The 22,576-nt window shown below is 43.4% G+C and carries 18 protein-coding genes; 10 read left to right on the forward strand and 8 right to left on the reverse strand.

Annotated elements, in window-relative coordinates:
* Positions 1-205 precede the first annotated feature (205 nt).
* Positions 206-2,359: an alkaline phosphatase family protein gene (locus A7985_RS01850; protein ID WP_065788736.1), complete on the forward strand. Its 2,154-nt coding sequence runs from the start codon at positions 206-208 to the stop codon at positions 2,357-2,359.
* A 73-nt stretch (positions 2,360-2,432) separates the two neighbouring features.
* Here A7985_RS01850 and hmpA read toward each other — a convergent pair whose 3' ends face one another.
* The 3 genes from hmpA to A7985_RS01865 are packed head-to-tail and all read right to left on the reverse strand — an operon-like array spanning position 2,433 to position 5,119.
* Positions 2,433-3,596 (reverse strand): NO-inducible flavohemoprotein, encoded by a 1,164-nt coding sequence (gene hmpA / locus A7985_RS01855; protein WP_065788737.1) that lies wholly within the window; start codon positions 3,594-3,596, stop codon positions 2,433-2,435.
* Positions 3,597-3,610: 14 nt separating this feature from the next.
* Entirely contained in the window at positions 3,611-4,825 is a 1,215-nt protein-coding gene (locus A7985_RS01860; protein ID WP_065788738.1) for an NnrS family protein, read from the reverse strand.
* On the reverse strand, positions 4,826-5,119 hold the full coding sequence (locus A7985_RS01865) for a hypothetical protein (RefSeq protein WP_256096636.1): 294 nt from the start codon (positions 5,117-5,119) through the stop codon (positions 4,826-4,828). It abuts the gene before it with no gap.
* A gap of 168 nt (positions 5,120-5,287) precedes the next feature.
* Here A7985_RS01865 and norR point away from each other — a divergent pair, with 168 nt between their 5' ends.
* From norR to bfr (A7985_RS01880), 3 genes are all read left to right on the forward strand, one after another.
* Positions 5,288-6,811: a nitric oxide reductase transcriptional regulator NorR gene (gene norR, locus A7985_RS01870; RefSeq protein ID WP_256096637.1), complete on the forward strand. Its 1,524-nt coding sequence runs from the start codon at positions 5,288-5,290 to the stop codon at positions 6,809-6,811.
* A 214-nt stretch (positions 6,812-7,025) separates the two neighbouring features.
* Entirely contained in the window at positions 7,026-7,496 is a 471-nt protein-coding gene (gene bfr / locus A7985_RS01875; RefSeq protein ID WP_023402135.1) for a bacterioferritin, read from the forward strand.
* 3 nt (positions 7,497-7,499) lie between these two features.
* The gene (bfr, locus tag A7985_RS01880; RefSeq protein WP_065788739.1) at positions 7,500-7,991 is read left to right on the forward strand and encodes a bacterioferritin; all 492 of its coding nucleotides are present in this window, start codon (positions 7,500-7,502) and stop codon (positions 7,989-7,991) included.
* A gap of 95 nt (positions 7,992-8,086) precedes the next feature.
* Here the strand turns inward: bfr (A7985_RS01880) and A7985_RS01885 are convergent, their stop codons facing one another.
* The 4 genes from A7985_RS01885 to A7985_RS01895 form a co-directional block, all read right to left on the reverse strand.
* Entirely contained in the window at positions 8,087-9,310 is a 1,224-nt protein-coding gene (locus A7985_RS01885; protein WP_065788740.1) for an FG-GAP repeat protein, read from the reverse strand.
* A gap of 398 nt (positions 9,311-9,708) precedes the next feature.
* On the reverse strand, positions 9,709-10,146 hold the full coding sequence (locus A7985_RS01890) for a hydrogenase (protein ID WP_065788741.1): 438 nt from the start codon (positions 10,144-10,146) through the stop codon (positions 9,709-9,711).
* Positions 10,143-10,265: a hypothetical protein gene (locus A7985_RS26795; RefSeq protein ID WP_256096638.1), complete on the reverse strand. Its 123-nt coding sequence runs from the start codon at positions 10,263-10,265 to the stop codon at positions 10,143-10,145. Before A7985_RS26795 ends, A7985_RS01890 begins: the two co-directional genes overlap by 4 nt.
* Before the next feature lie 54 nt (positions 10,266-10,319).
* A complete protein-coding gene (locus A7985_RS01895; protein ID WP_065788742.1) occupies positions 10,320-10,913 on the reverse strand; it encodes a Crp/Fnr family transcriptional regulator in 594 nt (197 codons plus the stop codon).
* A 679-nt stretch (positions 10,914-11,592) separates the two neighbouring features.
* Here A7985_RS01895 and A7985_RS01900 point away from each other — a divergent pair.
* From A7985_RS01900 to A7985_RS01925, 6 genes are all read left to right on the forward strand, one after another.
* Entirely contained in the window at positions 11,593-12,183 is a 591-nt protein-coding gene (locus A7985_RS01900) for a TetR/AcrR family transcriptional regulator (RefSeq protein WP_063372499.1), read from the forward strand.
* On the forward strand, positions 12,183-13,028 hold the full coding sequence (locus A7985_RS01905) for an alpha/beta fold hydrolase (RefSeq protein ID WP_065788743.1): 846 nt from the start codon (positions 12,183-12,185) through the stop codon (positions 13,026-13,028). Before A7985_RS01900 ends, A7985_RS01905 begins: the two co-directional genes overlap by 1 nt.
* An 84-nt stretch (positions 13,029-13,112) precedes the next feature.
* Complete coding sequence (locus A7985_RS01910) at positions 13,113-14,330, forward strand: ABC transporter substrate-binding protein (protein ID WP_065788744.1); 1,218 nt, start codon at positions 13,113-13,115, stop codon at positions 14,328-14,330.
* Positions 14,327-17,650: a hybrid sensor histidine kinase/response regulator gene (locus tag A7985_RS01915; RefSeq protein ID WP_065788745.1), complete on the forward strand. Its 3,324-nt coding sequence runs from the start codon at positions 14,327-14,329 to the stop codon at positions 17,648-17,650. Before A7985_RS01910 ends, A7985_RS01915 begins: the two co-directional genes overlap by 4 nt.
* 70 nt (positions 17,651-17,720) lie before the next feature.
* Positions 17,721-19,871 carry an exonuclease domain-containing protein gene (locus tag A7985_RS01920; protein WP_065788746.1) on the forward strand — a complete coding sequence of 717 codons (2,151 nt, stop codon included), beginning with the start codon at positions 17,721-17,723 and terminating at the stop codon, positions 19,869-19,871.
* A 48-nt stretch (positions 19,872-19,919) separates the two neighbouring features.
* The gene (locus A7985_RS01925; RefSeq protein WP_141685248.1) at positions 19,920-20,300 is read left to right on the forward strand and encodes a DUF1294 domain-containing protein; all 381 of its coding nucleotides are present in this window, start codon (positions 19,920-19,922) and stop codon (positions 20,298-20,300) included.
* A 52-nt stretch (positions 20,301-20,352) separates the two neighbouring features.
* Here A7985_RS01925 and A7985_RS01930 read toward each other — a convergent pair whose 3' ends face one another.
* Entirely contained in the window at positions 20,353-22,518 is a 2,166-nt protein-coding gene (locus A7985_RS01930; protein WP_065788748.1) for a cation:dicarboxylate symporter family transporter, read from the reverse strand.
* Between the last annotated feature and the right edge of the window lie 58 nt (positions 22,519-22,576).

Genomic DNA, 22,576 nt, shown 5'->3' on the forward strand with positions numbered 1-22,576 from the left:
GGCAGTTCAATGCAATCATAGATGTAATATTTTGTAAAGTTTTGTAAAAGTCGAAGAGTAATGCATTTTTTTAAGTGTTTTTACTAATTTTTCCTCAGGTTTTTCATTCATAAAAGTTTAATAATAAATTCATTTTTTGAGTGTTTTTTTATCAAGATGTCGCCGAATAATTGGACTAGACCAACAACAAGGACATCATGTGAAAATGTTTAAAGTAAACAACTCAAGAAAGAAACGGCAGACCATTTATTGTTCTGCATTGCTAGCCTCATTAAGCTTGTCATTTGCCAGTGCGGCCGATGCAAGCAACCACTCTTTACTGATTGCTGTCGATGGTTTGCGCGGCGATGGTATTGAAAATGCGAAAACGCCAAACTTTGATAAGTTAATCCAAGGTACTTGGGCTGAGGGTTATCAAGGTGCGTTTGCATTCTACGCGCAGACAATGAAAGACGCGGCACCAAATAGCGGGCCGAATCATGTCGGGATCATGACCGGAGTCACCTCTACCAAAAGCGGTGTAACCGGTAATTCAGACGTACATACGGGAAGGTATGATCAATACCCTCATTATCAAACTCTGTTAGAGCGACACAACAGTAAACTCAATACTGCTTACTTAGTAACGTGGTCAACCGATATGCAGATTGACAACGACGCGGATATCAAAATTGACTCTAATGATGCAGGTAATGTTGCAAATACACTGGCCATCATTAACGGGACGTATCAAGCCGCAAAATGGCCTCGTGGCACAACGCCTGATTCAATCTTTTTGTTTTTAGACGACGTGGATGCAGCGGGTCACAGCTGCTGCTTTACAGCATCTGACACCGGTTATGTTGATGAAATTGCCGATGTCGACAGACAAATTGGCAGTATTATGGACGCGATAAAGGCGCGCCCCAACTTTGCTAATGAAAATTGGCAAATTGTGGTGACCTCTGATCATGGTGGTCGGGGTTCATCGCATGGTATTCACTCAGCCGACAACTATACCATTCCATTTTTAGTGGCATCTAAGTCCGCGAAGCAGGGTTATTTAACGGGCATTCCAAAAAATTATGATGCAGCACCGACTGTGCTTGCACATCACGGCGTAGCTGTGCCTAGCAATATGGATGGCATCGCCAGAGGTGGGAGCGTGCAGCAAAAGGCACCCGATGCCATTGAAACCGATCTGATTACTTACTTGCCGTTTGAAGGCGACTTTCAAGATAAATCTGGCAATCATCTTCACGCAGAGGTTGGCGGGGGAAATCCAGAAGTGAATTCTGGGGGGAAATTTGGTCGTTTTGTTGCCATAAATGGTGACAAAGAGTTTTTGACCCTAGGCAACCCTGCTGAGCTGGACTTTGCCCATGCAAGAGATTTTACCTTAATGACTTGGTATCGCGTCAGTGGTGATCAACATGGCGACCCGGTCATTGTCGGCAATAAAAACTGGGACAGTGGTAGCAACCGTGGCACATTGCTTTTAGCTAACGAAGGCAATGGTGATGATGTCGGCATCAATATCGCTTCTACATCTGCAGATCGAAAAGACATCGATCCAATTGATTATACGTTTAATGGCTGGTGGCTTTTGGTCGCGACATTTGATCGTGACGGCAGCGCGACATTATATGCTGGTAGCCCTACAGGGGAGTTAAACATCATCTCAGGGAGTATCGCAGATGTTGGAGACATTACTTCTTCACTTGATTGGAATATCGGACAGGATGGAACCGGCCGATACAAATACAATTTGAAAGCCGATTTGGATGATTTTGCTGTATGGGGCCGCGCGTTAACCTTGGATGAAGTTCGCACGCTATATAATGGCGGAACAGGCAAAGAAATCAACAGCATATTAGGTAATGCATCGACGCAATATTTAACAGCTGAGTCAAACATTGTTGCAGGGCAAAATTACCCCGTCATTATTACTACCAGAGTAAATGGCCAAACTTGCGGTCTTGAGTGGGACGCTACTTTACGAAATAGAGAGCGTAACGCTAAATGGGACTGTGCAGGACGTGCCGATCCGTTAACACTTCAAGTCAACAAAGTTGAGTCGTCCAACGGCACTAAACGAGTTTCAGGTTACCTAGTCGCAAAAGATGGAAAGGGGGCATTGGAGTGGGACGCGGATCTTATCTTGAATGAGCGTAACGCCAAATTCGATGAAGGCACCGGTGGGGACTACTTGACGTTTACCTTACTGAATGACGCACATGCTAGCAAAGTGAGCGCCATAGCGTATGGTCAGGAGTGTGGGTTAGAGTGGGACGCCGATTTGATAGGCGGTGAGCGCAATGCGAAATTCGATTGCCGACCACGTACAGATAGCGTCACGATCCAGCTCATTGAGCAGTAATAGGCGTTTCATTGCAAATAGAGAATGATGTAGGCGAGTTCAGGTTGCTGAACTCGTCTGATTAAGATTGAATTTATAGACTTTCGTGCGGGCCGAATACTTCGTACATAATACGCGCTTCGTCTACGCCAAGTTCGATTAATTGAGCCTTGATAAATGCCATAAAGCCACTCGGCCCACAAAGATAGAACTCACCGTCGAACAGCGGCAGCAGCTCTTTTAGTGCTGCAAGGTGCATAAGGCCGCTGTATGCCCCTTCTGCCCCTGATTCTACCCAAGTATGTGTTTGCAATTGAGGAAGCTGTGATTTAAAGCTTTCTACACTGCTCGAAAACGCGCGCTCTTCAATGTTGCGACATGCATGTAAGAACATACATGGTCCTTGAGTCTTCTGCTCAGCTAAGGTTTCTAACATTGCCATCATAGGCGTAATACCAACACCAGCACTGATCAGTACTTTTGGCGCTTGGTTTATTTGAAGCACAAAGTCGCCAGCTGGTGGGTAAGCATCAATTTCATCACCTTCAGTTAATGTGTGCAGGTGACCAGAGACAAGCCCGTCCGTTTTAACCGAAATGCGATAATGATCTGATTTAGCGCTTTGAGAAAGCGAGTACTGTCTGATTTGGCGATATGCTTGGTCCTCAGCTTGACATTCAACAGCGAGATACTGTCCCGCTTGGTATTGGGCAACCGGGCGACAATCAACAGGCTTTAGATAAAAGCTTTTTATTACATCAGACTCCTGCACAATTTTCGAAATCGTAAAGCGTCGCTTGCCTCGCCATCCCCCAGCTCTGGTTTCATTTTGTTGATAAATCCCTTCTTCTTGAGTAATAAATAAGTCTGCCAAAAAGCCATACGCTTCTGCCCATGCCGCGATGATTTCAGGCGTGCATTCATTTGGGAACATCTCTTCCAAAGTTGCGAGTAAATGGGTGCCAACAATCGGGTAATGTTCAGGCAAAATGTTTAAGCTCGCATGCTTGTGGTTAATACGGTTAATGGCTTCTGAAAGTACCGAAGGGTTGTCAATGTGTGTAGCATAAGCTGCCAAAGCGCTAAACAATGCAAACTGTTGCTTGCCTGATTTTTGGTTGCTGACATTGAAGACATGAAGCAACTCAGGGTTGTGACTAAACATGCGTTTGTAAAAGTGGTCGGTCACTTGTGTTCCGGCGTTTGCAAGCAGAGGAATGGTGTCCTTAACCAGTTTTATTGTTTGTGTTGATAGCATATAAATTCTCCAAGTTAACCACGACGCCCATCAAGGCGTTTTTTCATTAAAATAGGGGTGTACACAGCGACAAAGATGACAAATGCGCCAATCCAAAGTAGGGCACTTGCAAGCCAACTGTGATGAGGGTTGATAAAAATCGGTAAAATACTGCGCGTGATAGCAGCAAATACGCATAGCGCAAAAGCAAGGCTCATTAGCGGGTGAGGCTGCAATGGTCTTGCGGTGTGACCGAGGGAGACTCTTGCCATAATCGACAATATCATCAGGCCCATGGCGCCAATCGTAATCAGGTGTAGTGCATCTTTGCTATACCAAGGAAAACCAAGGTACCCACCACCAAAACCTAAAAGGCCCAAAGCCATACATAGGTAAGCCAAATATAAAGACCAAAGCAGTGGACGAGTAAAAATGCGAGTGTTAAACCAACACATGCAGCGCAATACATGCAAAAAGGCTGTAAAGACTAAGATAAAACCCGGATTGAGGGGGCTAGACAAAATATGGTGGGAGAAAAACCCAATGATCCCAATAATGGCTGACCAAAACAGGAGTTTATCTAATCTCGGTGTCTTCATCTGTTCATTCAGGCCAAGCCCTCTTGCGATAAAAAAGGGCATAACGCGCCCTGCAATCACGCTTATCAACAGGGTAAAGCCTAAAATTGCTAAATGAGAAAAAATTTGGGCCAGCGCGAGGTCGTCATTTTCGAGTAGCCAAATAAACAATACATTGAAGCTTGCCATCACACATAAGATGGCCACAAATTGATAGTTTTTACGGCTTTTTGCTTGCACTAATGTTTGTGCGAGATGACAAATCGCGATCAACCAAAATGCCGCTTGTAGCCCTGCTAGAAAAATAAATGCATCGTCTGCAAATAGAAATACAATGCGAGCAGCTAGCCAAACGCATGAGAGCAAAAGCAAGCCAACCCCGTTGAGGGTTGGAATGCCCGTCCAATTTTGTGAAGCCGTAAACAAAAAGCCAATGGCCACTGCGCTGGCAAATCCAAATAGCATTTCATGGGCATGCCAAAGTGTTGGAGAGACCGATAAGTGCCAAGGAATTGTTCCAGAAAGCACTAATGTCCAAACGAGCATGCTGATTACGGCCCAAATACCAGCGAGCAAAAACAGAGGTCTAAAGCCGAGCATAAGGCAGGGCCAAGTAGAAGGCTTTAGTAGCTTAACGTCAGGTAATGGTTGTTCCAATTGGATAAGTGACATTTAGCGCACCTCCATGCCTAAGTTGTATTGGCACAGACAACGCACGACGTAACTTATCTTGAGTAACGTCGCAAACAGCAGGCTGCTGATATGTGCCGTAATTTGTGCGGGCAGTGAGAGTGCTGTTGCAAGTGGATAGCTTGCAAGAATGGCAAAACCAAAACCTATCACGCTAATCACGAGACTATAATTGGCAATGGTGAGAAACTTGCGCAGCATGGGTGAATAATCTAAGCGGTGCACAGATATCATAATTAAACTCACTGTCGATATAAGGTAGCTTATTAATCGCATGAGTCATGCCAACTTTTTAGTTCTTGTAAAACAACTAGTTATATTTTTACACTTGATTTTTTGAGTCAAAAAGACCTATTCTTATATGGGTTTATAATACATATATAGGTCAAAATGACATGGAGCAAAGGCGCTTATCACAATTGCTTGCTTGAATCATGAGTGGCAATGGCATTGCCAAAATCTAACCAAGTAGAATTAGGTACTTACAGTCAGTCTGTCGTGAGTGCGTTGCAAGCATGCATCAGTGCAGATGCCATAGTGGTATTGCAAGCGCAAGGTGATGTTTTAATACCTCAGGCTTTTACGGGGCTTGCACCCGAAGTGATGGGGAGGCGCTTTAAACTGACGGAGCACCCTAGACTTGCCAATATTGCCAAAACACCTGAGCAGCCTGTTGTTTTTTCTTCAGATTGCGCCTTGAGCGATCCCTATGACGGCATGCTACTCGCCGAAGATGGAGAATTACCCGTGCATGCCTGTATGGGATTTTCGTTGTATGAACAAGGGCAACTACTAGGAGCAGTTACCTTCGATAGCCTGACCCCAAATGCTTTTGATGCATATAGCCGCTCCTTATTAACCATGATCCAGTCAACAGTGAGCGCGCATTACAGCGCTGTATTAAATACGCATAAATTGGCAAAGCGGGCGCAGTCGGGGCTTGCGATGTTGCATGAGCTCAGCCATCAAGCGCAAACCATGATCGGTGAATCACCCCCCATGGAGCGATTAAAATCAGATATTAACTTGGTTGCTAATTCCGACTTGAGTGTTCTGATCCAAGGTGAAACGGGTACCGGTAAGGAGCTCGTAGCAAGGCAAGTACATAGTAACTCTAGTCGCTGTAATGCGCCATTTGTGCAAGTAAACTGTGCGTCTTTACCTGAGAATCTCGCGGAGAGTGAGTTTTTCGGCCATCGCAAAGGTGCATTTACCGGTGCTGATAGTCATCGTGAAGGTAAATTTTTGGTGGCCGATCAGGGGACTTTGTTTTTAGATGAAATTGGTGAACTGCCGCTGCATATACAAAGTAAGCTATTGCGGGCTCTGCAAAGTGGAGAAATTCAACCTGTTGGCAGTGATAAGCCGCATCACGTTAATGTACGAATTGTGGCTGCAACCAATCGAGACCTGCAAAAGGAAGTGGAAGAAGGGCGCTTTAGGGCCGACTTATACCATAGGTTGCGCGTGTTTCCATTACAAGTGCCACCGCTTAGAGAGCGGGTGACGGATATCGTGCCATTAGCAGGGTACTTTGTTGAACAGTTGCGTAAAAAGTTAGGTGTATCACAGCTTGTGATTGATCAGTCTTTACTTGAGCTGCTAAAAGCTCACGATTGGCCTGGCAACGTGAGGGAGTTGGAACATGTCCTTAGCCGTGCAGCGCTAAAAGCAAAACATGCAGATTGGCAAAAAGACATTATAAAAATTACACCTCTGCACTGTGAATTAACATATGTTGAGGCTGCGGCCGCTGAGCAAAAAAGTGAAATTACGATGGCGGAAAGTGCCGCCTTGAACTCGTTAAAAGCTGCGACCGAGCAATTTCAAAAGCAACTTATTTTACAAAAACTCAATAATGAAGACTTAAATTGGTCTGCAACTGCCCGCGCACTTGACGTCGACCGCGCGAATTTAGTGCGTTTAGCAAAACGCTTAGGGATCGAAACTATCAAGAAAGTTAAGTAGTCAAGATGGGTAATCAAAAGTGGCAATTTAGAGTGGTAATAGAGACCGAAATTTAACTGTTATTGGCAATGAAAATTGTTCTTAATTCTTTTATAAGTTATTTATTTTAAAAGAATATATAAACTTGTTTGTTATTTTTATTTATTCTTGCGAAGCCCTGTGTTTGAACTACTGTTATATGGCGTCTAACTGAATTTGCCACTTAGGGGGCCCTATGAAGGGTAGCAAGCAAGTAATCGTCACATTGAATAAAATTTTGACACTCGAACTCACATCGATCAATCAGTACTTTTTACATGCACGCATGTATAAAAACTGGGGATTAGAAGAGTTAAACGAAAAAGCCTACAAGAAATCGATTAAAGATATGAAGCAAGCCGATGACTTAATCGAACGCATTTTATTTCTTGAAGGCCTACCTAATTTACAACATCTTGAAAAACTGCGAATTGGTGAACACACCGAAGAAATGCTGAGTTGTGATCTCGCGTTTGAACATGAGCAGTTACCTGCACTTCGAGAAGCAATAGACTTGTGTGAAAAAGAACAAGACTATGTCAGTAGAGAGCTGCTTGAAGACATTTTAGAGTACGAAGAAGAGTATGTGGATTGGTTAGAAACACAAGACTTCTTGATTAAAAACACTGGCATTGAAAACTATCTTCAATCGCAGATGGAGGACTAAATTATGCAAGGTGTACAAAAGGTTATCGATCTACTTAACAAGCAACTTACGCTTGAGCTCAGTTCAATGGACCAATATCTCGCACATTCTAAAATGTATGAAGATTGGGGTATGGACCGACTACATGACAAGCTTTCGCATGAATATGAAGAAGAGCTGGATCATGCAAAGCGTATCACGGAGCGCATTCTCTTTTTAGAAGGCACGCCAGATACAGCGTCGCGTGCCCCCATCAATGTGGGCAGCAACGTCAAAGAAATGCTTGAAAATGACCTAGCCGCTGAAGTTGTGGTAAAAGATCATTTGAAAAAAGTGATTGCGGTGTGTGAAGAAGAGCAAGACTACGTGACAAGAGAAATGCTCGAAACGTTGCTTGATGACACAGAGATGGATCACATCTACTGGCTAGAGCAACACTTAGGCTTAATCGATTTGATTGGCATACAGAATTATATTCAGAGCCAAATGAATGGTGGCTCAGGATCTGGCAGCTAACGGAAGTTAGCGTGTTAAGCAAGGTAAAAGAGCGCATAGTGCGCTCTTTTTTTGTGTACTAATTTTATTGAACTAACAAGTTTAAACGATTGTACTTAATTCAATAAATCTAAAACGTAAGCCGCGCCAGACGAGTTACCATTGTCATCACGGTGAGGCGATGCAACGATTGCTTTCTGATTACTGATGGCGATATTCCAACCAAACCTGTCTTCAGGTAGCGCGTCCTTGGCCATCAATTTTGATGTAAAACGCCATTGCCCAAGATGTTTTTTGAACACATACAAAGCACCAGCATTGTTGCCTTTGGCATCGTGATGCATCGCCGTTACCAAAGCCGTGTCTTCGCTAAGCGCAACACCACGCGCAAACCTGTCATCGGCTTGGCCATCAGGTGCAACTAATTTTTGCACTTGAGTCCATTTCCCGTTTTTTCGCTCAAATATATAGGCAGATCCGGCATCGGTGCCAACACCCTCGATGTCATCACGCCTCGCAGAGATCAAAGCAGTATCACCCGATAACGCCACACGCACGCCAAAAATATCGGTATCTGCACCATCATTGGCCATGAGTTTAGCTTGTTGTTGCCATTGTTTACCATCAAACTCAAAAGCATAAACTGCACCGGCTTCTTTTGCTTTTTCATCATGCAAGTCAGCGCCTATGAGTATTGTATTTCCTTCAATAGCGGCACTGATCCCGAATAAGTCATCCTTAGCACCATCACTTGCTGTGAGCTTAGTTTGAAATTGCCAAGTATTATTCTCACGTACAAAGACATAGGCAGAACCCGAATCTTCATAGGGTGCATCGCTGTGGGGTGCACCTATGACTAAAAATCGCTCTGTTAGTGCAATACTTTGCCCAAAAGCATCGCCCGCTTTGGCATCTTTCGCGGTTAAAATTTGCTTTTGTGACCATACGTTTGCGCTTTTTTCGAAAGCAAACACAGCGCCTGCGTTGTCACCTTTGTCATCTCGTTTGATGACACCTAACATGGCGATATTATTTTTAAGTGCCACATTGCCACCCAGCGTGTCACCAGAAAAAGCGGGCGAAGCGATAAGCTTTGCCTGTTGTTGCCAACCATTTGAACCTAGAGAATATACATAAGCAGCGCCAGCGTCTTGAGTGTTTTTGATATCCGCTTTATGCGCACCTACCAATGCGGTTGTGCCATCAATTGCGACACTAAAGCTAAATTGGTCTTCGGCTTTTCCATCATTGGGTAACAATTTGTGCTGCATGGCGTAACTTTGGCTAGAGCCGATGAATGTGAGACAAGATAAGAAGGTTAAAATTGAACCAAACTTCATAAATATCTTCCTTGTACTAAATATTGGTAAAGCTCAAGTTAATCCATTATTGATCACTTAACAAGAAATAATTGATAAAGTGACTGGTAGAAAAATCAAAAACATAGCTCATTGTCTGAGCAATTTTTAGTTGAAGCATCGCTGATGGTCTGGGGGTTAAATTAGACCATCAGATTTAGGTCATTAAGCAGGATTAGCTTTGTCGTTCGTACTTATGTCAAAAGCGCCCGGTTAATAGTTAACTCTCCTTTAAATTTTTGTCTGTTGAAAGTAGGTGATAGTCCTTAACACGGTTATCAATCACCTATGACCAGAGCGCTTGTTGGGCGAAACCGCATTTGAGCCAATCCCAAAAAGCGACACTAAGCAGACCTAATGGATAGCTTTGTTATGCCTCATTAAGGCGACGAGAGAATCGGCAGTAACCCAAAAGCCAATAAAGCGCAGGTGATTAGTGAAAGTAGTGACCCTGTACGTACCATCACGGTAACCGAAATTTCGCTAATGGCGCTTGCTGAAAATCCAGCGCCAGCGATTGGCAGCGCTTTACTTGCACCTGTTACAGACGCAATCGTTATGCCCAGCCAAATCAATATGAATCCCAATGCACAGCCATAGGCGACAAAAACTTCTAAAGATAAGGGCAGCTCAACCAGCGACCAAATAACACCAAAGATAGCAAGGGCCATTGCGCACTGAACCGCAGTCAAGTGTCCGGAAAGTGCCATCCGCGCGTTTTTTACAATTGGGATCAAAGCGCCTTGTACTAAACCAACAAGGAAAAAGACAACACCAATAACGATGAGTTGCGCACCTATTTGGGTAAGCTCTATCATGACTTGCCCCCAGTGTGCATAGCGCTGAGCTCAGCAACGTTACTTAAATTCCACGCGATATCAAAATACAGCGGGGCGTTTTGTGCTTTTAGGTGTTTAAATTTTTGAAAGGTATTCATTGTTAGCCTCCATCGAAAAAAGCACATGGTAGATAACGGAATACGTAAATTCATTCACCTAGATTCATTTTTTAACTTACTCAGGGTTTGGGGAGCGACGCCAAGGTAAGAGGCAATATGATATGACTTAACTTGTTTAAATATTAGAGGATATTCATCAAGTAAACGCGCATATCTTTGAGCTGCAGTTTCTGACATGAGAGAAAGAACACGTTTGTATGTGGCTGAATAATATGTGTTATGTATCCATTTACTCGCTAAAAGCGCCCATTTTTTATCACGCGATATAAATTTATCAAGCGCGTCCAAAGAGGTGACATAAAAAGTGGAATCTTCAAGTGTTTCAAAGTGCAGCATTGACCCTGATTTTTCGTAGAAGCTGACACTATCGTCCATAAAGTGGTTTAAACCATGTTTACTTTTGCCGCGAAAATAGAGCTGCCAAGTATGTTCTTTGCCATTCAGATCACTAAAGTATGAACGGGCTAAGCCACTTTTGATAAACCATATTTCATTGAACATTTCACCAGCGCGATGTACCGTTGTTCCTTTTTTGATATGTTTAATGTCAAATATTTCGCAAGCTCTTGTCCATTCATCGTCATCGACAGATATATGGTGCTCAATCATTTTTCTAAAATATTTCATAAAACCACAGTTGTTGGTTATTGGTGTAATGCCGAGTTAGGCGTGAGTGACTGTTTTTTAAAACGTGAACCGAAGCGCAACTGAGCCAAACACTGGCAACCCCATATTGATTACTTTTTTAGGTATTTCCTATCTCGAACTTTAACTTTATAAATTTAATTGACTCTAAAAGTAAAACAAATAGCGCGACATAAAAAGACCAAGATGCAAACCAGCGAAAAGCATAGCCACAGTTTCCAAGACCAAAACGATTGATTTCTATGAAAGCAATTGAAGAAGCAAGCCAAGTTAACAATGGAGTATAGAGTCGATTACTTTTATTAAAAGTGCTACCTAAATGTGCTTTTGTATGAAAGGTCATGAGGTTAGGGTGGAGAGGTTAGGGTGAAGAGGTTAGGGTGAAGAGGTTAGGGTGAAGAGGTTAGGGTGAAGAGGTTAGGGTGAAGAGGTCTGCGATTTTTAAAATGGCTTATTTCACCTTGCGCAAAAGTCACGCCCTTCGGCCATGATTTCGCACTTAATTCACCTTGCGCAAAAGTCACGCCCTTCGGCCATGATTTCGCACTTAATTCACCTTGCGCCAAAGTTACGTCCTTCGACCATGATTTTGCACCTTATACTTGACCGCAAAGTGTATTGCGCTATTATAAACCGAACGTTCGTTCTTTTTTGAGGCGGTATGGGTAAAGGTAAACAAACAAAGCAGCAGATTTTAGCGAAGGGCCTTGAGCTCGCGTCTGAAACTGGCTTGAATGATTTAACAATCGGCGTGCTCGCCACGGCCACGGGCATGTCAAAGTCTGGGCTGTTTGGGCATTTCAACTCAAAAGAAACCTTGCAATTAGAGGTGCTTGAGTATGCAGCAGAACGATTTCGCGAGCATGTAGTACTTGCTTGTGACAAAGATATTCGCGGTATCACCAAGTTGAATCAGCTTACCCAAAACTGGCTGAACTGGTATCAACCAGATGCCGTTACTTGCATATTTATGAATGCGTCGATTGAGTTTGATGATCAACCAGGCGCGATTAGAGATCATATTGAGTCAACACTCACTAATTGGCTGAGCTATTTGCAGCATATTGTTTCTCAAGCAATTGCAGATGGTGAACTACAGCCAGACACCAGCCCGCAGCAATTTGTATTTGAGCTCTACTCACTCTACTTAGGGAGTCAGAGTTTACGTTGGCTAAGCCTTGAAGACGACAGCCGCAGTCGCTTTAAATCTGGTTTTAATTCACTTTTAGCAAAGTATGGAGTTAGCAACTAATGAGTAGCAAAATCTATTTTTCAGACAGTAATAGCAAGAAGTCTATGAGCTACCTGCTAACACGCGGTGTTTCGTCTTTAATGGCAAAAGTCGCACCTAACACCAGTATGAAAGCGACGCGAAAGCTGCTTTTGACTCCTCAAGCTAATCGTAAAGCCGTGCCATTACCTGAATCTATGCGAGTGACTCAGGTCGATTCACAATATGGTGCACTGAATGTCGTTGAAGCTGGAGAAGGGCCGACCGTCATTTTTACCCATGGTTGGTCTGGGAGTGTCACTCAGTTTTATCCACTGATGCAAAAAGTGGTGGAACGAGGGTTTTCAGTTGTGGGTTTTGATCATTATGGGCATGGCAAAAGTGCAGGGCGTTTTGCTAACCTTCCTTTGTTTATCAAAGGCCTTAAAACAGTACTCGCAGCTTATGAACACCGTGATGTTAAAGGCATAGTAAGTCACTCTATGGGCACTATTGGTGCGCTAAATGCAACTCAAGGTGCACGTCATGTTCTAATCGCCCCGACGTTTGATTTTTATAATTCATTTCAGCATCGAATTTTATCTACGGGGCTCACCAACAAGCTGTTTGAAAAATTGTTGAATGAAGTAGAAACCGAACATGAAATGGTATTCAAAGATTTACAACCTGAATTGCATATGGAAAAACAAGGGCAGCTGTTGGTTGTTCACGATCAAGATGATAAGTATGCGCCATATAGCCACACTCAAAAGCAGGTAGAATTACACGAACATGCAAGCCTATCCACGACTTTAGGGCAGGGCCATGGCCGGATCATTAACAGTGCGCAAACTTGGCAGGCCGTAGAGCAACTAGTAGGCATTTAATACTTTGATTGAATTGCAATTACCGAGCAATGTTTGGCAAGATAGGCTAAATTTAAGTAAATCTGAATTTAACGATTAGTACTTATGGCTAAATACTGCTTGGTTGTGCTTTGGTTGTGTTTTTCGGCGTACGCGCTCGGTGAGAGTAAAAATTTACCCACGATTCATGTGTATCATGACTCTGATTACAGCACGCACAAAGCGTCTGCAGTCGCGATTAAAATGGGCTTTTTAACGGCACTGAGCGAAGTTGATAAGCAAGTTCAAGGATTCGAAATAAAATTACTGTCGAAGGATCATCGTGGCAATAGTAATCGCAGCTTTTTGCATTTCAAACGGTTTTTAAAAGACCCTTCAGCTTTATTTGTGTTAGGCGGTTTACATTCACCTCCTTACATTAAATATCGAGCGTTTATTAATAAAAATGAGATACCCTTATTGGTGCCTTGGGCAGCTGGCGGCCCGATCACTCGGTATGACCAAGGTGAAAACTGGGTATATCGACTGTCTGTTGATGACACGAAAGCTGGCCCAAAGCTGGTTGAGTTTGCAACAGCCCGATCATGTAAAAAACCGCACCTATTTTTGGAGCGCACCCCATGGGGTAAATCAAATTATAAGTCCATTGGTAAGGCGATGAATAACGAACAGCCTGACGTGATTTGGTTTGATTGGGGTATGAAAGCGAGCAGCGCTAAAATACACATTCGAGAAATGTTGGCAAAAGACAGTGACTGCCTGTTATTTGTCGGTAACTCCATAGAAGGCAAGCAGCTAATCAGCGCAATGGCAGACTACCCAAATGATCAGCGACTGCCCATAATTAGCCACTGGGGGATCACCGGTGGGGACTTCTTCTCAAAAGCAAAAGTAGATCTTGCATCGGGTATCGACTTACATTTTATCCAAAGCTGCTTTTCGTTTCAGCATCGGCCAATGTCTGATTACGCTAAAAAAGTGTGGCAACGAGCTAAAACACTGTTTCCTGATGAGTTTGCGGAGCGAGACTTTTTGTTTGCCCCAACAGGGTTCATTCATGGTTACGACTTAGGCAAAGTGTCTTTGGCTGCGATGGCACAGATTAAATTAACCGGCGATATGGAAAGAGATCGCATCGCTTTTAAAGAGTCTCTCGAAAACTTAACTACACCAGTCTCTGGTTTGATTAAAACGTATAAAAAGCCATTTTCTAAATGGAGCTCAAACGATCCTGATGCACATGAAGCTCTGGGGTTAAAAGATCTTTGTATGGCTTATTTTCAGTCAAATGGAAGCACTAAAGTGCTGGTGGATAATTCATGAGAGGTTGGCTAAAAAAGGTCTTTAGCATGTCGTCAGACAAAGCTTTTTATGCCTTTTTGCTGTGCAGTTTAGTATTGTCGATCGTTATCAGTTTGGCACTGGTTGGTACGCGTGCAAATAGCTCTGTAAAAGAGCTGCAAGTCCAAGCTCGACAAACTGAGGCCAAGCTCGCAGTCAGTAACCTAGGGCAGTTTATTTCAACACGCCTTATTCTTCTTAAAGACTTAGCAAAAATCCCTATGCTCTCCAATGCCGTCATGGGCAGTGACATTTCCAGGGCTTCGTTATCTGACTTTTTAAAAGAGTATAAAGTGCTGGGCTCTCATGCCCCATTGCATCTATACAATATCCTTTCAGAGCAGGTATTTACTAATTCACCATTAGAAAATCAAAACTTTAATAACGAACCTTGGTTGGATCAATTGCTTTTGGGGGAACTTGGGCAAGCGGTAGCGCTGAAATATGACGGCGAGCAGTTTGTGTTTGTGATAGCGGTGCCCATTGAGTACAACGGCTTTACCGAAGGAGTCTTAATCTCAGAGTTTAAAACGGATTTGACGTCTTTAATTGCCATCGACATGGGGCAAACAGAACTCGTCGTTGATTTGTCTGGTCAGTGGGTTAAATACAGTAATGCCGATGAAAACCTGACCTATTTTGAGCTTTACAAAAGCACCTTAGTTGACACAGACATTGCCATCAAGTTTTATATCGATCAGCAAATCATTGAAACCAGCGTTAACACCTTTATATTGGCGATTGCCAAAGCGGTGGTAATAAGCCTGCTGTTATCTTTTTTACTGCTTTTCTTTTTTGGTCGACAGTTACTGCTTAACCCATTTAAACAACTACAGCTTTCGCAAAGAGCCATCGAAAAAAGTGAAGAGCGTTTTAAGTTGGCCATCAAAGGCAGTAACGATGGGATCTGGGATTGGGACATTGAACGCGGTGGTATGTTTTATTCTCCTAGGTTCAGAGAACTGCTGGGCTACAAGGGAGACGATTTAGATGGGTTTCCAGATGTGTTCGAGAGTCTCGAAAAGCACGTCCACCCAGAAGATAAATCCAATACTTTTGGTGCTTTAAATGCGCATTTGGATACGGGAGCTGGGTTTGATGTTGAGTTTAGAATGAGAAATGAAAGTGGCGACTTTCGATTTTATCGCTCTAAGGGCTTGGCTCTTCGAAATAGTGACAACAAAGCAATTCGTATGTCGGGATCGTTAACTGACATCACAGATCAAAAAATGTATCACGAAGCGCTGAAACAAGCGAAAGAGCACAATGATCTGCTGGCCTATGCCATAGAGTCTTGCGATGTGGGTATTGTGATAACCGATGCCCATAAAAAAGATATGCCACTTAGCTTTATTAACTCTGCGTTTAAGCGCATTACAGGTTATGACGACAGTGTACTTGGTCGAAATTGTCGATTCTTGCAAGGTGAGCAGACATCGAGCGCAGCGCTTGAATCGATAAGAGATGCGATACAAAATCAAAAACCGCACCGCGAGAAAATCCTAAATTATCGCAAAAATGGCGAGACGTTTTGGAACAATATGCATATCGGCCCAGTGCTTGATGAACACAAGCGGTTGATAGCCTATGTGGGGATTCTTCAGGACATCACCGAGCAGATCCGCCAACAAAAAGCGTTGGCAGATGCAAAAGTTGAAGCAGAGCAGGCAAGTGAAGCAAAAAGCGCATTTTTAGCGTCTATGAGCCATGAAATCAGGACGCCAATGAATGGGGTGTTAGGGATGCTCAACCTAATGCTAAACAGCCCGCTTGATGATGAACAAAAGCACAGAGCACAGTTGGCTATGAACAGTGCCAACTCATTGCTTAATCTTATTAATGACATTCTAGACTTTTCTAAAGTTGACGCTGGCAAAATGGAGCTGGAACTACTCGATTTTGATTTAAGAGAACTGTTTGGTGATTTCTCTGAGTCTGCGGCGCTTCAAGCTCAGCGTAAAGGCATCGAGTTAGTTCTGGATATCGTAAAAGTCGAAAGTTCCGTAGTAAAAGGCGATCCAAGTCGGTTGCGGCAGGTATTGTCTAATCTAGTCGGTAATGCGATTAAATTTACCGAAGAAGGTGAGATCATTATCCGGGCGGAGCTGACCAAGTACGACGATAAACTCAGGCTTGATTGCTCGGTAATAGACTCAGGTATTGGTATTCCGCTGTCTAAACAACACAAACTATTTGAAACATTTTCTCAGGTTGACTCATCTACAACAAGAAAATACGGCGGTACAGGCCTTGGGTTGTCTATCGTTAAAAAGCTCTGCGAGCTGATGGGGGGAAGCATTGGAGTAAGGAGCGACGAGGGGAGGGGCAGCGAGTTTTACTTCAATATTGCGCTCGATGTAGGTGAACAAAATAACCAGCACTTGCCTAATTTCGATATCAGCAAACTCGAGCTGTTGATTGTCGATGATAACCAAACAAACCGCACAGTGTTGCGTGAGCAACTGCAGTTATGGGGCGCCAAAGTTACAGAGGCTGCCTCGGCCATCGAGGCACTTTCACAGTGTGAAGCGCGCCTCAAACACCCCACTAAAAAACTGTTTGATATTGCTTTGCTCGACATGCAAATGCCAGTGATGGATGGCGCGAAACTTGGCAGCGAGATGCAAAAGGATGCGAGATTAAAGAGCATCAAACTCATCATGATGACATCGATGGGGCACCAAGGTGATGCCGCATTTTTTGCCAAACGCGGGTTTTCGGGTTATTTTCCAAAGCCAGCCACAACCTCTGACTTACACAATGCGTTGTCTGTTGTCGGTGAGGGTGGAGAAGCACTCGCAAATGCTAAGCCGATTGTTACGTCACATTACTTAAAATCATTCAAAGAGTCAGAGACTGCTGACGACATAGTGTGGGATCCACAGCCACGCATTTTGCTCGCGGAAGATAATCATGTAAACCAGATTGTCACCACCAGTATGCTGAAAAAGCTCGGTATCGATTTTGTTGATGTGGTTGCCAATGGCCGTGAAGCACTCACAACACTCAGACATTGCCAGCACTCTTCTCCATATTGTTTAGTTTTAATGGATTGCCAAATGCCAGAAATGGATGGGTATATCGCAACACAGTCCATTAGAAATGGTCAAGCAGGTGAAGAAAACAAGCACATTACCGTGATTGCGTTGACGGCCAATGCCATGAGTGGCGACGAGAAAAAGTGCCGAGATGCGGGGATGGATGACTATCTAACCAAACCGATACAGCCAGCAACGTTGCTTAATTGCTTAAAAGACTATTTAGCACACAAAGTTGTTAAATCAGACGTCACTCAAGAGTAAGTAAAAAATAAATGGCTAATTGACGGCGAATTTGGCATATTAGTACTGTTCAAATATACAGGTTTTTGCCGTGAAAACATTGCCAGAAAAATACTATCTTACTCATTTCTTTGAGCTGTTACGCTATATTGAGCAAACGAGTCTTCATTTACTCAATCACGAACAAAGAGCAAAGTTAGATGCATTTAGGGCACTTGATGAGCAGTCCCAATGTTTATTGGTGCGCGTTATTAACCGCAAACGTTTGTTTGTATGCCATGCCGACTTAGAATACAGTGAAATTACAGACTATAACGCTGCTTTTAAGGCGCTGTATGACGCGGGTTGGCTCACTTTTGCAAAGCATTTTCAGCTGCCCACGTTATTACTTCATGAGCTAAGTAAGCCGCAATTGCAGGCACTTGTCGCTGAACAAGATTTACCTTCTCCCCCTGTAAAGTCCGCAAAAAAAGCCAATTGGCTTGAGTTTGTCACGGCGCATTTTGATAGTTTTGACATATCTCAAAGTGAGTTATTTGGCAGGTATTTCACGTCAGAATTCAACAACGATTTTGAGTACCTGTTGTTTTTGTTTTTTGGTAAGGCCACGGGCGTATTCGCCCAGTTTTCAATGCGTGACCTCGGGGTGATGGATACCCGTGGCGATCGAGCCCAAACCAACGCTCACTTTGACGACCTACAAGAGGCGCAAAGTGCTTTTTACTACAGCCGCTTGTACAGTGATTTGAAAACAATGACCGAGCAGGCTGCAATGGAGACGGCAAATACATTAATAAGCGAGCTTGCTGTTCCGGTAGTCGGTCAGCTCGCTCAGACTAAATTTGACCATCTATGCTATAAACTTGCCAACTTGGTGGCTGATAAAAACATGCGTTTAAGTGAGTCATTGTTGGTGTTAAGTGGGCACCCAAGCGCGCAGGAAAAATATATTCGGTTACTCTACAGCCAAGGTGAGCACGAACGCTGCGTACAACAAATAGAAAAAGTGATCGCATCGCCCAGTGATGAAAAGCTGCTGTTTTTTGCAGAAGACTTTTATCGGCTTAAGTTTACTAAAAAGCGTACTTCAGCTTTGACTGATATGTTGCGTGAAAGCGGCCCTCAATTGTTTTTAGATGAAGCGTATAAAGGCGATGTGGAACAGGGGCTAGTCAATCAGTATGCAAGGCAGGGGGTGAACGCATTTCATTGCGAAAATATGCTTTGGCGTGCGCTATTTTGTTTAAGTTTTTGGCATGAGCTATTTGAAGACAGTCGAAATGCGTTCTCAAATGAATTTGAAAGCACGCCTAAGTGCATCAAAGATAACACGTTTTATCGTGTATTTGAGGCAGAAATTGAACAGCGTTTGAGTACGTTTAATAGCAATGAAGCGTTACTTAATTGGTTAGTTAAACAAGCATCTGAGCGCTTTGGCACACATTGTCGGATGATGCCGTGGCAACCAGATATACTCACTTATTTGTTTGAGTTTGCTAAACACGCCCCAATAAACGCAGTGTGTACCCACCTAAGAGCAATGAGTAAAGATTTTAATAATCTCAAAGATGGTTACCCAGACTTAATGGTGTTTGAAAAGGAGGTTAAGTTTGTCGAGGTGAAAGCACCGGGCGATAGCCTAAGGCGCAACCAGCTGATCACGATTCAAAAGTTGATACACAGCGGTTTTAACGTGGACGTGCAGTCTGTAGAGTGGCGCGTTTCGCCAGAGCAGCCCTATGTGGTTGTCGACATAGAAACCACGGGCGGTAAAAAAGAGCACGACAAAATTACCGAAATTGCGATGATTAAGATACAAAATGGGCAAGTCATCGATCAATGGCAAAGTCTGATAAACCCTCAGCGTCGGGTTCCCAAATACATAACTGAGTTAACCGGTATCGACAACGACATGGTTGCAGACGCGCCCATTTTTAGCGAAGTGATTGACGACATAGATACCTTTACTCGAGATGCCATTTTCGTTGCGCACAATGTAAATTTTGATTTTGGCTTTATAAAAGCCGAGTTTGGGCGTTTAGAGCGTCCATTTCGCCGCGCCAAACTTTGTACTGTGCAACTTGGTAGAAAGTGGCTACCAGGACATGCTTCTTATTCACTGGGTAAGATTTGCCATGATTTATCTATTCCACTGACAGGCCATCACAGAGCGTACAATGACGCTGCGGCCACTGTGGCGCTATTTAATTTAATCAACCAAAAGCGCATAGAGAACAATTGATGAGTTACCAAGCGTATTTAACGGCACTGCTTAAAGGAGAGAGTCGATTTGATAGTTAAGTCTTTTATCATGTTTTTGGCCAAATGCGGCGTGATTGTGTCTTTATGCACACTTGGGGTGCTCATTTTACCCTTGATAGCGCAAGACATCAGTGTGCTTGGTGCAGTACTTGGCGGGCTGATATTTTCTAATCTATTGATGCTAATTGTTTTTTATAAAGACAAAGCCTACGCTAAACAAAATAAAGAGCGGGTTTCAGAAAGAACACTCGTGTTACTTTCAGCACTGGCGCTACATTGTTCAACACATTTGGTGATGCATTTCACTCACCATAAAACCAATAAGGTGTCGTTTCAATTGAAACTACTACTGGCTATCATTATACAGGTGCTGTTGAGTACAGCTTGGTTTGTTCAGGTGTATATTTAAGAGAACAGCTCCGACACAAGTCGGAGCCCAATAGACTTAAAAAATTATGAGGTTAATTGGCTGCTTGCTCAGAGAGCTCGTCAAGCAAAGACCAGCGATGTTCTTTAGTTTGTGTGCCATTGCCCAAGATCCAATAATTATATGACTGCTCAATGGTGCCTTTGCTCTGTTGAATGGCAAGCCAAGTGTTTAAATAGCTGAGAATATCCACATTACGCTTTGCTACAGCAAAACCAACTGGGTACTTAAGCTCGGCGCCTTTTGGTACCACCACACCATATTCTGGGTAAAACATACTCCATGCGAACCCCGCTTCGGCACTTATCACCAAAGCGTCGAAATCACTTTGTTTTTCAAAAAATTGCTGATGGTTGTTGAGCTGACTCACTTTTATCTGTTGATGTTTGCTCGCGACATCGCGCATCAGAGGTTGATATTCAACATGCGCTAAATTCAGCTCAGGCTTAGAAAGCACCAGGTCACGTGTTGCAAACTCTTTGAGTCGGTGATCTTTGGCAACCAGCGCCAATTGCAGCTCTAAAACGGGGTTACTAAAGCGCACCGAGCGCAGATCGCCAACACTCATTTCAAGGCCTGACATAGCGATATCAAAGTAGCCTTTATTTAAATACTCCGCCAATTGATGCTTTTTAAATGGAATAAACTCAACTTTGACTTGTAAATCGGCTGCTAACTTATGCGCTAGACCAATATCAAAACCGACTAGCTCACCTATTTGGTTGAAGTAGCTAAAAGGGACATTGTCGACCAAGTAACCAATTCTTAGCAGGTTTCTCTTTTTGATGATTTCAATATTAGTAAGGGATAGCTCGCCACTTTGATAGGCCTTGGGTACATGATTAAGCACGTCGCTTGGTACCTGATCAGACACCACCATATTGGCAATGACATCATCCGCGCCTTTGGTGCTTTGCGCCAAGTGATTATTCGTGACAAAGCTGATCACCATAAACGCTGGCAGCAATACAGACAATAAAGTCAGATAGTAAACAGAGCGAATACGCTTTAAATGTAGCTGTTGCTTGTTATAGAAAATACACAGCAGTGTAACTGCAAAAATATACACGACGGTTGTTGGTGACACGACTTTTGCGGTGAGCACCGACATTGACAAGTAAAGCTGATAGCTATCTGCGGGTATTTTTAAGCTATCTAGCATATATGGAATGGCAATATGCACATTGGCAAAGTAACTTAACATCGCCGAAAGCGTGACATTTGGAATTTGCTCAAGCGTGATTGGGTTACCTGTAAGCCAAGCTGCAAAAGTGACAAACATTAAGGTGGTCAATTTACCTAAGCTTGGAAAGGTGTACGCAATAGGCACCAGCACCTCGGCAATGTGATCTGACTCTTCATCACTGCGTTTTATTTTTGCCAAGTGTGCTTTAATTCCTTCGGTGATGACGGGCAATACAATAAACACATTACCTGTACTAAAGGCGGTGATCCAAGCATTGCGCATAACTTTGATTAAATCGCGATATTTTACTGGCGTCAGGGCAGCTACCAGCATGGGGAGCAGTGCAAACATTAAATAAAAGCCAAGACAAATCACCAGTACAAGGTAGATTTGCAAGTTACTCAGCTCTTCACTACCAATTGTGCCAGCGGTGCTCGCCGTCATCGAAAAAATACCAATCGGAAAGAACTTAATGACCTTTTTTGACATGACGGTAAGGCCTTGCCCAACGACTTCTAGTACGTCTAGTAGCTGGTTTTTTCGGCCATTAGAAATAAGCGCAAGGCCAAGCGCAATACAAAATATAACCAGTGCAGGTACATTACCTTCTGCCATGGACGCAAACGGATTAGCGGGGATGTATTGTTTTACAAAGTCCACATCTGGGGCTTGAGCCACTAACGCTGGCGAGAAGAATGTGCCCGCATCGTGTGAAGGTAAAGTCAATGTAAAACACCAAATAGCCGCTAAGCCAATGATCCATAAAGCCAGCATAGTAATGGCGGCTTTGGCGAGCACGGTTTTTACTTGGTCAGGGCTAAACTTACCTAAACCCACCACCAGACTGACAACAATGTAAGGGAAAATAGTAATTTGCATTAAACTGACAAACCCTTCGCCAATCGGTTTCAAAAAGGCAACGCGTTCGCCAAAAATGAGCCCAGTTGCAATGCCGAGGATTAAAGCCCACAGCATCCAATTCATATTTTTTAACCAATCGAATACTTTATTCATATATGCCAGTCACAAGTGAAATGTCGCGCGATTATATTGAGGTTAGCTGAAATTAATC

The organism is Pseudoalteromonas luteoviolacea (assembly GCF_001696455.1).
Classification (GTDB): Bacteria; Pseudomonadota; Gammaproteobacteria; order Enterobacterales; family Alteromonadaceae; genus Pseudoalteromonas; species Pseudoalteromonas luteoviolacea_C.